Annotated in this window: 13 protein-coding genes and 1 tRNA gene; 5 read left to right on the top strand and 9 right to left on the bottom strand. The window is 49.0% G+C overall.

What is annotated here, in order from left to right; all coding sequences use genetic code 11:
• The first annotated feature begins 29 nt into the window (after window positions 1–29).
• Together ACHZA2_RS09765 and ACHZA2_RS09760 are read left to right on the top strand one after the other, a co-directional pair.
• Window positions 30–114, top strand: a tRNA-Leu gene (locus ACHZA2_RS09765).
• 382 nt (window positions 115–496) lie between these two features.
• The gene (locus ACHZA2_RS09760) at window positions 497–2,098 is read left to right on the top strand and encodes a NosD domain-containing protein (RefSeq protein WP_394698543.1); all 1,602 of its coding nucleotides are present in this window, start codon (window positions 497–499) and stop codon (window positions 2,096–2,098) included.
• A gap of 109 nt (window positions 2,099–2,207) precedes the next feature.
• Here ACHZA2_RS09760 and ACHZA2_RS09755 read toward each other — a convergent pair whose 3' ends face one another.
• The 7 genes from ACHZA2_RS09755 to ACHZA2_RS09725 form a co-directional block, all read right to left on the bottom strand.
• Entirely contained in the window at window positions 2,208–2,930 is a 723-nt protein-coding gene (locus ACHZA2_RS09755; RefSeq protein WP_319538979.1) for a peptidylprolyl isomerase, read from the bottom strand.
• Window positions 2,931–2,997: 67 nt separating this feature from the next.
• Window positions 2,998–4,140 carry a sugar-specific transcriptional regulator TrmB gene (locus ACHZA2_RS09750; protein ID WP_319579562.1) on the bottom strand — a complete coding sequence of 381 codons (1,143 nt, stop codon included), beginning with the start codon at window positions 4,138–4,140 and terminating at the stop codon, window positions 2,998–3,000.
• The gene (locus tag ACHZA2_RS09745; protein WP_319579561.1) at window positions 4,124–5,116 is read right to left on the bottom strand and encodes a homoserine dehydrogenase; all 993 of its coding nucleotides are present in this window, start codon (window positions 5,114–5,116) and stop codon (window positions 4,124–4,126) included. Before ACHZA2_RS09745 ends, ACHZA2_RS09750 begins: the two co-directional genes overlap by 17 nt.
• A gap of 1 nt (window position 5,117) precedes the next feature.
• Window positions 5,118–5,603, bottom strand: coding sequence for an amino acid-binding protein (locus ACHZA2_RS09740; protein WP_319579560.1), 486 nt, complete (start codon window positions 5,601–5,603; stop codon window positions 5,118–5,120).
• Between the two features lie 143 nt (window positions 5,604–5,746).
• The gene (locus tag ACHZA2_RS09735; protein ID WP_319579559.1) at window positions 5,747–6,754 is read right to left on the bottom strand and encodes a PEGA domain-containing protein; all 1,008 of its coding nucleotides are present in this window, start codon (window positions 6,752–6,754) and stop codon (window positions 5,747–5,749) included.
• A gap of 69 nt (window positions 6,755–6,823) precedes the next feature.
• The gene (locus tag ACHZA2_RS09730) at window positions 6,824–7,492 is read right to left on the bottom strand and encodes a PEGA domain-containing protein (RefSeq protein WP_319579558.1); all 669 of its coding nucleotides are present in this window, start codon (window positions 7,490–7,492) and stop codon (window positions 6,824–6,826) included.
• A 112-nt stretch (window positions 7,493–7,604) separates the two neighbouring features.
• Window positions 7,605–8,183, bottom strand: a complete 579-nt coding sequence (locus tag ACHZA2_RS09725; protein WP_394698542.1) for a DJ-1/PfpI family protein — start codon at window positions 8,181–8,183, stop codon at window positions 7,605–7,607.
• Between the two features lie 85 nt (window positions 8,184–8,268).
• Here ACHZA2_RS09725 and ACHZA2_RS09720 point away from each other — a divergent pair, with 85 nt between their 5' ends.
• Window positions 8,269–9,228, top strand: a complete 960-nt coding sequence (locus ACHZA2_RS09720) for an EF-Tu/IF-2/RF-3 family GTPase (protein ID WP_319579557.1) — start codon at window positions 8,269–8,271, stop codon at window positions 9,226–9,228.
• A 21-nt stretch (window positions 9,229–9,249) separates the two neighbouring features.
• Window positions 9,250–11,163 carry a YgiQ family radical SAM protein gene (locus ACHZA2_RS09715; RefSeq protein WP_319579556.1) on the top strand — a complete coding sequence of 638 codons (1,914 nt, stop codon included), beginning with the start codon at window positions 9,250–9,252 and terminating at the stop codon, window positions 11,161–11,163.
• Here the strand turns inward: ACHZA2_RS09715 and ACHZA2_RS09710 are convergent.
• Entirely contained in the window at window positions 11,157–11,618 is a 462-nt protein-coding gene (locus tag ACHZA2_RS09710) for a carboxymuconolactone decarboxylase family protein (RefSeq protein ID WP_319579555.1), read from the bottom strand. The genes ACHZA2_RS09715 and ACHZA2_RS09710 overlap by 7 nt on opposite strands.
• A 114-nt stretch (window positions 11,619–11,732) precedes the next feature.
• Here ACHZA2_RS09710 and ACHZA2_RS09705 point away from each other — a divergent pair, with 114 nt between their 5' ends.
• Window positions 11,733–12,593: a hypothetical protein gene (locus tag ACHZA2_RS09705; protein ID WP_319579554.1), complete on the top strand. Its 861-nt coding sequence runs from the start codon at window positions 11,733–11,735 to the stop codon at window positions 12,591–12,593.
• A gap of 23 nt (window positions 12,594–12,616) precedes the next feature.
• Here the strand turns inward: ACHZA2_RS09705 and ACHZA2_RS09700 are convergent, their stop codons facing one another.
• Entirely contained in the window at window positions 12,617–13,567 is a 951-nt protein-coding gene (locus ACHZA2_RS09700; RefSeq protein ID WP_319579553.1) for a PEGA domain-containing protein, read from the bottom strand.
• Between the last annotated feature and the right edge of the window lie 15 nt (window positions 13,568–13,582).

Genomic DNA, 13,582 nt, shown 5'->3' with positions numbered 1-13,582 from the left:
TCCAGTTTATTCTCTTATCTCATTATTAGGTGGGAGTATCCGAGCCAGGTCAAAGGAGTAGGATTTAGGGTCCTATCGCGCAGGCGTTCGGGGGTTCGAATCCCTCCTCCCACACTCATTTCCTACGCATATATCCTATTGTAAAAACCTACCAGTGGTTTTCTATCTTCCCTTCATCCCACTCGTAAAGTTATCCATAGAATAAAAACATGATCAATAGCTATACTTTTTTATTGATACATAATATAATATCAGAGAGGATATATTCTGGAAGGTATCCTTTCTGGATGGGGGTTAAGATATGGATTTGGAAAGGGGGAGATGGGGAAATCCCCTGATAGCATCGGATTATAGAATATCACGAATCATTTTTTTGATTTTAATAATCGGGATTTTTTCTTTTCCGGCGGTATCAGGAGTCATACCACCGAATACGAACACAACATCAGACACTTCACCAGGGGTAAAGATCGTTGATGTTTCTGCAATAATGGATGTGAGTCAGATAGGTGAGGTGCCAATCGGGCAGATCCCTGATGAGCGGATAACAGTCATCACATCTGTGGTTAACACCGGGATCAATGTCCTGTCTGGACTGCGTATCAAAATATTTCTTGTGCGAGAAGGAAGAGAAGATACGATCAGTGCCCAGCTCGGGAGTGACTTCAGGAATGTTGATTTAAATCCGGGGGAACTGAAGGCATTCAAAAATAATTATATGGTACCCAAGAGCCTCAAACCCGCAAACTACAAGATTATGATCAGAATTGATTCAGATGGAAAGGAAGAAGGTAATTCATTTGTTCAATATATCAGCGATCATATTGTCAAGATCGGAGCATTCGCAGGATCGGGTGGATCTGTACCGGTGTACTCCCCAAATTCAATCGAGACACCGGGATCATATCTGTTGATGAGAGATATCCAGGGAGGTGACAGGAACACAATCATAAAAATTACCTGTTCTGATGTTACTATCGACGGAGGTGGCCATACGATACAGGGGCTGCCTACAGGGTTCACTTCTGCAATATATGCAGATGGAGGAAATGCAATCAAGAATATCAATATTAAGAACTGTGTCTTTGACGGGGTAGATTTCGGGGTCTGGTTGTACCGCGTCGAAGGTGGATCCATTGTAAACTGCACATTTAAAAACTGTAAAAATATCGGTATACGCCTGGATCAATCACGTACCACAACCATTTCTGATAACACGATCGTGGATAACGTGATGGGTATTGGTGCATTCCAGTCGGTGGGTAATAAAATCACCAACAACTACCTGAAAAACCAGTTTAATGCTGCAGCTAACGATGACCAGCGTAACTTCTGGAGTAGTGAAACGCAGGCAGGGACCAACATTGCCGGAGGAAGTGTAAGGGGAGGGAATGTGTGGCTGGATATCAACGGAAGCGGGTTTTCCATGCTTACCCCTGATCTGAACCACGATGGTATCGTCGATACCCCGTACACAATCAACGGAAACAATATCGATTATTATCCTATTGCAATTTCTCATACTGCCACGGCCCAGTCTTCACCAACACAAACCCCTGAATCAACCCAGGTTCAGGACGAGCAGGTGATAAATTCATCAGAAAACAGCACAGTTTCTGTAGCAGATCCTATTGTAAGGCAGCAAAATATCACTCCAACCAGGGAACAAAACCTCACACCTTCACAATCGCCAGCTTTTGACATCACGACAGGTGGACAGAACGGTACTGGTTATGCAGATCTGGTTCTTAGTAATCTGAATGCAACAGACAGCATCTGCAGCACATCAGGCCTTCCAATAACATGTATGATAGAGAACACCGGGGATCTGGAGGCAAGATACTTTTCAGTTCATTACTACCTGTCAGATGACCAGGTAATCACAGGATCGGATGAGGAACTCGGGTATCATATGGTCGAGAATCTTAACCCTCATGAGAAACAGGACCTCACCGATACCCTCAAAATTCCCGTCGGGACGCCCATGAAAATGTATTCCATCGGGGCAATCGCAGATCCATCCAATGATATCTACGAGAAGAACAAGATCAACAACACTGTACTCATGAATCACCGGGTACAGATCAGAGACTGTTAAACCATGTAGCCTTAAAGAACCACTGACCCCTCTTTTACATTAAGGTCCGATGTTCAGATAAGGTAACAAATCAGCTTACGTTTCTGAATTAAACAGATACAAAAAAGAATTAGAGAGTCTTCTTCTGGGTTGTTGCCTCTTGAGAAGAAGAGGACTGACTCTGGCCGGTTGTATCAACAGGAACCTGAACAGTCTGATTCTGCTCCTCCTGCAGTTGCTTCATCAACTCCTGAACCTCTTTTGCAGGAGTGACGTTGACAAGGGTAACCTCAAATGTAAGGCTCTGGCCTGCAAGCTGGCTGTTCAGATCAAATGTCACATTTGTGGTGTTCATCTCGATGATCTTTGCAGGGAAGTATGCCTGACCGTTAAACAGCGTCACGGTGTCACCGATGGTTACATTCTCACCCTTTGGGACAAAGTCAATTGGCATTGATTTGATCAGGGACGGGTCATACTGGCCATATGCCTCTTCAGGGCTCAGGGTGAACTTCTTGTCCTGACCGACCTTCATACCACGAATCTGATTATCGAACCCGGTAATCGCAGTACCGGTTCCAACAACGAACTGGAACGGACCACGGTCTTTTGAGCTGTCAAATACTGAGCCGTTTGCCAGGGTTCCGGTGTAGTTAATTTCAACCATGTCACCATTCTGAACCCCGTCTGCGGGGGCTGCTGACTGAGCGGCCTGGGATGGCTGTGATGTCGATGCTGGTGATTTTTCATCCTTGCTGGTGCACCCGGCGGCCAGCAGGGCAAGGGCGAGAAGAACGACGCAGACAACGGTGAGATATCTGTGTCTGCGGGGAATGATCTGAGATCTGTCCATACTCAGCTATAGCACAGATTTGGTCAAATAGTATTCCCTCATGAGGAGTTTTATTCATCTCCAATAATCACTCATCAAAATTTTTATCTGATGAAAAAGGCAGACCGGCGAGATCTCTACCGGGATCAAGAAGCAGGTGAGCAGGAAGCCCCACCAGTGCCACTGCCGCAAGAGCGCCGATCACACCATCACCACCAGAGAGGATGACCGAGGATGATTCAGCTATACTTCGGGCAGTCTTGCAGGATACGATTTCACGGCGGGCAGTAAGACCGAATGACTTCAGATCGTCAGAAATCCGAAGGCCGGAACGAACTGCAACACCCCATGACGGAGACACACTTTCATCACTAACAAACCTGACAGTTTCAGAGATGATCTGTTCGACTATACCAGGCTCAACTGCAAGTTCGATTGCGCTGCATGAGTTCCCGGCGGTCTTCTCGTAAACGCCAGGATAGAGCATCATCACATGATGAGTAATAGGAAATACATCGGAAAATCCGGCAAGATGCTGAAGCAGAGCGATTGCCAGTGCAAATGTTGCGCCCCCACTTTCTGAGTCTGTGTTGTCGATCCCGATGGTCAGGTGTGAGAGTGCCTTTGTACGAATAATTCCTTCAGTGCAGGGACCATCTTTGAGTATCTCCACATCAAGCACACCCCTGGCAAGTCCCATCATCCCGGAGAGTGAAAATGCCGGGCCACCTACAGATCGAATTCGCTGAAGAACCTGATCATTCTTTAGGTACACCCCGGTTACTGCAACTGCAGAATGAGGATAGAGCCCGACAACTGCTTCACATTCCCCGAGGTGGATAAACTCGCGGAGCAGGGTTCCATCCCTGACAACAGTCATTTGCTTTCCCCCGCCAAGCTGATGATGATAGCCGCAGAAGCCGGCACATGCACTACTCATACACTCATGTACAATCTCAACGAGATCGCCATCGATTGATGTGAAGATCCGCTTGCACGCACTTCTCGGAAGAGCACTTGTTGCTGCATACTGGGCAGGCGTTCTCCCTCTGGGAGGATGAAGAACGACCACACACCCTTCTTCACTCAGACGCAGGATCCAGTCCTGAGCGGTACTTCGTGGAACACCAGCCTCCTGCTGAATCTCCTGTACAGTAAAGAACCCTTTTTCTAGGGTCAGCCTGCGCATGAGCTGGAGATACGCACGCCTTCGCTCAATTACCCCCTGCATCCAAATCCCTTATTGAGAGAATATCACCAATAACAGCACTGGCAGTCTCTTTTGACCCTGCACCCTTTCCCACAAAGAGAAGATCACCTGCAAGATCTGTTCTGACAATGATGGCATTGAGTGAGCCCTGTACGACCAGAGGATGATCTCTCGGTACAATCCGGGGACAGAGCCGATAGATATTTTGTCCGGGTATAATCTCGCCGATGAGTCTGATGGTTGCATCCTGCTGCTCAGCAAGCCGTAGTGCCTCTTCAGTCAGAAGATCGATCCCGGTCACGTCCACATCATCCAGGCATATATTCTTCTTCCATACCGTATTTGCAAGGATGACCAATTTTATCGCGGCATCGATGCCCTTTACATCATAGGTTGGATCAGCCTCTGCATACCCGAGGGTCCGTGCTTCATCAAGGGCCTGTTTATAGGTGAGCCCTTCTTCTGCCATCCTGGTGAGGATGTAATTGCAGGTACCGTTGAGAACTCCGTAAAGGGAGAGGATATCGTTGCCCCCAAGGTTGTGCATGAGAGTCTGAAGAATCGGGATTGCTCCGGCTACCGTTGCTTCAAACCTGAACTGAACATTGTTCTTTTTGGCGAGAGAGGAGAGGTCGTGGTAGTGAAGAGCGACCGGACCTTTATTTGAAGTGACCACATGGCACCCCCTTGTCAGTGATTCCCTGATATATGATGTCGCAGGCTCTCCATTCCGGGCATCGGTGGGGGTCATCTCGACAAGGATATCATACGGTGCAGTCCTGACTATCGTCTCTGCACTGATGTTCACATCCCCACAGATCCCGGCCTTCTCTTTCCGATCGAGGAGTTCTTTGAGGTCAAGGCCATCAGGATCGATGCAACCGGACCGCGAATCTGCCACTGCTGTGATAACAAGTCCCAGATCTTTTTCTGCGACTGTCTGGATGATGCCACGGCCAACTGCACCCATACCAAGTAATGCTAGACGAACTGCCATTTCAGAACTCCAGAGGCTCGATCAGAAGGAACTCCTTCTGCTTTGCAACCTGCCTGAGTATCAGAAGAGCCTGTTGCATATGCTCTCGGGTCAGGGACTTGATAATAAACTGTGCAGATGTTCGTTCATTGATCGCCGGCATTGCAAGGCTCATATAGGTCACTTCGGCAAACCCGGTCTTATCGATGCGATCGATAGTATCACCCAGATCGGTATGCACAAGATGTCCGATCAGGATGACACTCTGACGGTAACTCATCCGCTCCTCGCCGAGCCGGAGGACATTTATCCCCCGTTCACGCAGCCGGGCAATCAATCCGTCAAGGAGTTCGGGTGGTATCTCAATCACCACCTCCACGCTCAGAACGCCCTGGCCTGAAGTATGTTCATGCTCATGGATGACAGTTTTGATATTACCACCCATATCAGAGATCGGCATGAGGGCAGCAACAAGTTGCCCGGGAGAATCACGGAGCTCAAGTTTCATCGATACCTGCACGAGTTACCCTCCATCACAAACAACAGACATTGTCGTATGTCTCAGATCACCTTAAAAGTTGGATGACTGGTTGAAAAGCCTTACCTTATCGGCAGGTTTTACCCGGAAAAAGAAGGGAATCAGGAAGGAGATCAGTGATCAGTCATGATGATCATGACATCATACCCGTCACCCAGGGTATTGGTTGTGGAAATTGTAGACACTTTGAGATTATTGTAGGTGTTTGTTTTTGGAGAGGTTTCAGTTGTGTTGTTCAGATGAGTGTACGACGAACCCGGGACCTCATTTCCTGATATTCTCATAACACCACGGGCAACATCGACTGCAACATCAGGGCCTGATGTGGTGTTATTACCGGTTTTGGTGTATGCCAGATGTGAAGACTGGGAAAGCCCGGGCATAAGATCAGAGAAAGCAGACCCTCCTGTCCGTATGCCTGAGCCTTGACTCAAGGTGATATGAAAGGAGACATCACGATCAGCAGTGACATACGCCTCCATTGTCTCATTCTGATACCCATCCTTGGTCAGGTTTACGATATAGGAGCCCTCCTTAAGCCCTGCAACTTTATTCGGAGTCATTCCCCGGAGGTTATTATTTATATAAATCTCAGCACCCTCCGGGTTTGTCGAGAGCATGATACCGCCGGTTCCACCTTCCCGGATCTGGGGATGATCAGTGCCGATACCCCTGACACCGAGAACCTGACTTGTGGAAAGGGCATAATCATCAGTTCCTATGAACCTGGCTCTGAGATATTCAGGTGAAGACCCCTTGGGTCTCATAAACTCATACCTGCCATTCCTATCGGTCACAACCATATCTATCGTTGAGAAACTGTCGTTGTCCTGGCTTGTTTTTTCTGAAGAGTCGAGGAGTATACGTTTGTTTCCAAGAGGCTCCCCTCCGGCAGATGTCAGGATCCCTGATATGTGAAATGACTGATTTATCGTCGGATCAACCGGAAGCGCACTGATGGTCAGGGAAGTAGGTATCTTCTCCTGGGTCAGCCCTGCAGTGGCGCCACCAGATCCGATGACAAAGATAAGGCAGATTAGAACTGAATATCTGATTAAAGCACGGAGATATTTTGAATCGAAGAGAGACATGAGTGTCTGAAGTTGGGTTTCTGCAGGCATGAAGATATCTTTTCAGGGTTCTTGTTTCTGGTGATGAAGAAAAAAGAGGATTCAATCCGGAAGATTATGTTATTGCTTAAGTGTTATTTCAAGGGAGGCGTCATATTTCGTGGTTATGTATATATCCTGGGTTTCGTTGAGATATCCTTTCTTAACCAGGGTTACATAATGGGTACCTTCTGTAAGCCCACCCGCGTGATAAGGGGAGACACCACGCAGAACATCATCAATATAGACATCTGCTCCCTGTGGGGTTGAGTAGATCATAACAGTACCCGTTTTCCCGGTACTGACCTGCGGGTGATCTGTTCCCGCTCCCCTGGCACTTATGGCCACACTGGTAACAGGTGCAAAATTATCATTTCCCAAAAATTTTACACGCAGGAATTCAGGAGGGGTATCTACGGGCCGGAAGAAGTCATACTTTCCTTCGGTATCGGTATCTTTGGTTGCCAGAACCTCATAACTGTCCGAATCTGTAGAACTCTTCTGGGATGATTCAAGGGTAATATGTTTGTTTCCGAGGGTTTTCCCGTCTGACGACGTGAGTATACCAGATACATGAAATGACTGGTTCGCTGCAGGATCTGCCGGTGAGAGTCCTATTGTCAGGTTTGTCTGAGTCTTATCTGCACTAGCCCCGGCAGTACCTGCAATCAGACTGATTGCACAGATGAGTCCGAGGGTTGCCCAGAGGTGAAGAGAATTTTGAGAGAGAAGATCCCGAACACATGACATACACCGGGGTTGGACAGCAGAAAAGATGAAGATATCTTTGAACGGGTTATCAGGTATATATAGCCATTAATATTGCAAATGGGGATAAAAAAGATGAAGATACCAATCAGAATCAAAATGAGAATCCGGCTTTACTCTGCGTAGCAACAAACTCCGGATTTCCGTCATGGTACTGTACGATCAGTTTTGCAAACTCAACCGAAGCCTCATGGCCGTTTGCAGTAACGATCCTGTCTTTGTATACTATCGGTTTATTCACGATGATCGCATCATCGATCATCATCTCACGGACAGTCGGACCCGGAGCAACTGTAGCCTCTTTCTTTTTGAGGAGACCTGCCTTGGCAATAACAATAGGCCCATTGTCAATACCGGCAATTACTTTTCCCTTGGCATTAAAGATCCGCGCAAGTTCGTGCAGATGGGTGTTATTCCAGAGGTGAACCATTGTACCCGGCCCACCAACGATCATCATGGCGTAGTACTCATCGGAACCTTTCAGAAGAATATCTTCAAATGTCCGGTTTACCTTTGCTTTTTTGCCCAGAACTCCCATCACAACCCCTACATGGGTTGAAGCCAGGTCAAATTTAATACCGGCTTCCTGAAACACCTGTACCGGTTGGAGCAGTTCTTCGTCCCTGAACTTTTCAGGGGGTATCACGATGAGTACCTTCATGTTACTAACCATTTTTCAGCAGAATTATTAACAGTATTGATATCAGACCTGCGATTTTAACGAACCTATCAAATTCCTGCAAAACCCTTAATTAATCATGTCAAATTTAAATATCGTAATAATCGGACCCGAAGATATCGGAAAAGAGATCGGAAAGAAAGGAACCTCTACCGATATCACATTCTATAATCTCAGGAAAGGAGAGTCAACACTCACGCTGATAGAGCCGTCACGGTATCCTGAAAAACTCTCCTCACTCTTCTATGCAGTTTCACTTGCTGATATGGCGGTTGTAGTCATCGACAAAGTCACCGCACAACTCGGGGAGTGCATTCTTGAGTTGAACTGTGCCCGGCTCTCACGGGGATATCTCATTCTCAGGAACTATCTGGATGTGGCACAGATCTCACCGCTCATAAAGGGGACAGTGCTTGAGCAGTACAAGGTGATTCCCGATGATTTCAACGCCCTCCGTGAAGCACTTCTTGCAGATGCAGATGCTTTACCGGCGGCAAAAACAGACTCACCGGGAATAATCCCCATCGATCACCACTTCAATGTAAAGGGGATTGGAACCGTGATCCTCGGGTGTGTCCAGGATGGGACCGTCCACAAGCATGATCAGGTCACCATTCACCCCCTTGGCAAGACAGCACAGATCCGCTCGATTCAGAAGCACGATGATGATGTGAATGAGGCCCATACCGGAGACAGGGTAGGACTTGCTCTCAAAGGAATTGAAGCTGATGACCTGGACAGAGGATATGTGCTGACAGCATCACAGGATATCCAGAGCAAATGCGAGGTGACAGGGAAAGTGACCATCATCCCATACTGGCCTGAACCCCTCAAAGAACAGATGGTCCTTTACGCAGGCCACTGGATGCAGTTCCTCCCCTGCAGGGTTCAGAAATTTACTACCGGAGGAGACTGGCGGTCAGCAGAGTTAACTCTTGCCTTTGAGAAGGAACTCATCTTCAGACCGGGATCAGTGGTAGTCCTGCATTACCTGGAGGGAGAAAAACTCAGAATTGTCGGGACCCTTGAGCTTGCATAATCCTGGCCAGTGGTTCCGGTCATGAGAGAAGAGCAGGATACAAAGCATCACCCCCAACCGGAATACCTTCCGATCTCGCTGGAGGAACTTGAGAAGATCGGGGTGGATCGCCCTGATATCATTCTTATTTCGGGTGATGCATACCTCGATCATCCTGCATCTGCCACAGCCCTTCTTGGCAGATCACTCTGGGATGCCGGGTACACCGTAGGAGTGATCCCCCAGCCTGATATCAAAAGTGATGATTCATTCACGGTCTTCGGACAGCCGAATCTCTTCTTCTCGGTATCTGCAGGATCCATGGACTCGATGGTGGCCCATTACACACCGGCACGAAAACGGCGGCATGAGGATGCATTCTCGCCAGGTGGATGCCTGCTCCGGCCAGACCGGGCCACCCTTGTATATACCGATCTCATCCACAGGATCTATCCTGATTCGCCCATTGTAATCGGTGGGGTGGAGGCGTCACTGAGAAGATTTGCCCACTATGACTACTGGTCTGACCGGATACGCCAGTCTCTCCTCGCTGATGCTCCTGCTGACATTCTGGTCTTCGGGATGGGCGAACAGCAACTCATACGCCTTGCCAAAGATGCTGCATCCGGCAAAAGCATACATGATACCCACGACATTCCAGGCACCTGCTGGAAGATAGCCCCAAAGAAGTGGGCAGAACAGAGGGAAGAGATGAACTGGGAGATTCTTGAGATCCCTTCCTTCACGGAGGTGAGCAACGATCCCCTCCTGTACGCACAGAGTCACATCCAGGTATCTGATGAACAGAACCCATTCCAGGGCAAAATGGTCCTTCAGCGGCACCCGAAGACTATTATCATCCAGAATCCTCCTGCATTGCCACTCTCCACAGAGAGGCTTGATCAGATCTACGGTCTTCCGTACAAACGAAAGGCTCATCCTTCATACCAGGAACCGATCCCTGCACTCGAATCCATCAGGTTCTCGGTAACCTCTCACCGGGGCTGCTTTGGCAACTGTTCATTCTGTGCTCTCGCCATGCACCAGGGAAAGATCATCCAGAGCAGAAGTCATGATTCTGTCATCAGGGAGATTGAGAGGATCGTCAGGATGAAAGAGTTCAGAGGCACCATATCCGACATCGGAGGGCCAAGTGCAAACATGTACGATGACTGGTGCGAACGCTGGGACTTACAGGGGGCGTGTTCTGAGAGAGAGTGCACCTCCTGCAAGAGCCGGAGATCAGGAATCTCAAGGTACCTCTCCCTTCTCATGGACGCCCTCGATGTGCCAGGCGTCAAACACGTCTTCATCGGCTCCGGCCTTAGATATGACCTGATTCCTGACGAACCCGGTACCATGCAACAGATCTGCACCCATGTTTCAGGACAACTGAAGGTTGCCCCAGAACACATCAGTCAGAGTGTGACAGACCTGATGAATAAGCCAGGTCCTCATGTGTTTGGCTCGTTCAGAAAGCGGTTTGAAGAAGCACAGAAGGGGAAAAATCCACGGCAGTATATCATCCCATACCTGATGTCAGGCCACCCGGGATGCACAATCCAGGATATGATCACACTTGCCGAGTACCTCAGAGACCATCGTCTCTACACCGAACAGGTACAGGACTTCACACCTACACCCATGACAACCTCGACCTGTATGTATGCGACAGGTCTCGATCCCAGGACCAGAAAACAGATCCATATACCAAAGGCTGAAGAAAAGAGGATTCAGCGGGCACTGCTCTCATGGCGTGACCCTGCCGGATATGATCTGGTCAGGGAGGGGCTCAGGCAGGCAGGACGGGAGGATCTCATCGGGAGCGGACCGGAGTGTCTTATTGGTAGAAGAAGACAGCAGAGAGAGCAGGCATCAGGAGAAAAAAAGACCGGAAAGAAAGGGAAGGGTATCGGGAGAATGTCAACCGGCAGTCGTCGCCCGGAGGATTACTGATCCTCTCCGGGAATCTTCATCGCACAGGCAGCACACTCCTCGATACTCTCCGCATAGGTCCGGTATGCATCAGCAAGGACGGTTGACTGGGACGTAAGGCCTGCAATAAGTATGGCCTCAAGTATCTCATCCTTTGTTGCTCCCTTCCTGATGGCTGCCTGTACATGATAATCAGTACAATGATTACACCGGAGTGCGGCAGAGACTGCTATACTGATGAGCTCGACATACTTCGGTTCGAGTGAACCTGTCTTGAGGACGGCTGTTTTATAGAGAAGATGAGAGACAAGAACCTCTGGGCGTTCAGCCATGCGTTCAAAGATCAGGGGAACTCTTCCATTCTCTGCGAGAATCGCATCCATCCAGGACTGGGCAGTCTCGGCTGCCCCGGACTCGAGAACACTTCTGATGATCTGTTCGTATCCTTCAGTGGGTTTTCCCATCTGTGCCTCCATCTCCGGTTATACCGGCAGGTAGTGTAATATCAGTGACCCAGATATCTGAAGGTTGGCAGGCCACAAAGTCAGGCCGCCATAACTATAATAGAGTACATTCAGCTCTTCTATACAATGAACCGATATCAGATTATTCTTATTGCAGGTCTCCTTGCCTGTTTGCTGCTGGTTGCAGGATGCACAGAGCAGGCAGCTCCCAAGCAGCAGACCCTGTCACCAACACCTGCACCCACCCAGATCATATCCACATCACCCACTCCGGAAACTCCTGTGCCATCACAGACACAAGTTCCTTCCCTCTTTGATAACCAGGTCATGCAGCCTCCACCGGAACTGGGTGTTTCGGTTTCAGTACAGAAAGACCCGGTATACTCGAACATCACCACAACCTTTGACGGTGGAAAAGGTCAGGAACTCACCCAGTCAGCTCAGGTCCGGATCACGCTGAGCGATGGCAGAATCATTGAACAGGATCTCGGAAAACAGAAAGGTGATGAGATCACAACTGCAGGAACCAAAGGAACAGATCGCGTTCAGGTCGTAGTCACATTCATGAACGGTGATTCGTACCTCATCCTTGACAAGAAGGTTGGTCAGGAGCGGGCGGGACTCGCTACAGCGACATCAACAGGGGTCACAACAGAGACAACCAGAAGCGATCAGGGGTTGTATGAAGGACCGGTCACCCAGCCGCCAAACAGTCTTTCAGTCTCTGTTGACGTGAACAAGGAGCCGATATACCGGGTGATCACCGGTACATTCAGGGGAGGACACGGCCAGTCCCTGGTAAGTTCAATAGACATGCGGGCAAAACTCGGCAATGGTGAACTGATAACCCGGCAGATTGCCAACAACATCGGAGCCATCGGGGAGATCCAGGGATCAGACGGAATAGATCATGTTCAGGTGATCGTATCATTCAAGAATGGTGAAACATACAAGATCTTCGAGAAAACATTCGGACCGAGAGGATAGGTCAGGTCCTCTCAACTCTATATTTATCTTCTTTTTATCTGTAGCACACAGGCACAGAGCAGTCCCAGAACTACAAGGACCGGAGCAGATCCTGCTTCAGGAGTTGGTACAGGAGTCGGTGCCAGGGTTGTTGGTAATGGTGTCGGCGTCGCAGTCGGCACCGGCTGGAGAAATACTGAAACAGGCACACGCTGACCGGCAGTAAGGACAACCTGGTTCTGTGCATTCTGATACCCGGGAAGGGCAAACCCGATGATATAGACTCCCTGCTCAAGTTCGGCTGCCGTGACAGGAGTGATTCCATATGACAACCCGTTGATAGTCACTGCCGCTCCTGCAGGAGTTGAAGAGACATCAAGAGTCCCGGTTGTAATTGGGTCAAGAGTAATTCTGACTTTATTTTCAAGGTTCGGGGTGACGTACACCTGCTGAATGAAGTCCTTATACCCGGGCATGGTCACCTGCACCATCCGGTTCCCTGAGTTGATGGTTCTGATCGTCATGATCCCTGACTGACCGACCACACCGACAGATACGTTATCGATACTCACTGCGGAGCCGGGAGGGCTAACTGCAAGAGAGAGCGAGCCGGTGAGATTGAGCGGAACAACCTGAAGGGTTCCCCGTATAACCATCGTGTCCCCTGCTTTGGGACCTTTCACCAGTGTTTCACGGTACGTGGAGTAACCATTCGCTTCCATGCGAAGTTCGCGTCTGAAAGAGGTATCATAGACATCCACCAGGATCTTCAGCGAACCCCCCCTGATTGTCCCGACACTCTGATTGTCAAGGATTACATTGGCACCTTCGACATTTGATCTGAACTCGAAGAATCCGCTTCCGACAGGTCCGGGGAGAACCTGATTATTCATTCCATTCTGCGGGGGGAGACCTCCCGGGAGATCTGCAACGCAGAGCCCGCATGAGATCAATGCCAATATTGCAATCAGGAGACGACCGTAGTAAATATTCATATTCCCACCTCATTC

It is taken from the genome of uncultured Methanospirillum sp. (genome assembly GCF_963668415.2).
Taxonomy (GTDB): Archaea; Halobacteriota; Methanomicrobia; order Methanomicrobiales; family Methanospirillaceae; genus Methanospirillum.
The sequence above is the reverse complement of the archived record's forward strand: the minus strand, read 5'-3'. Positions and strand labels throughout refer to the sequence as shown.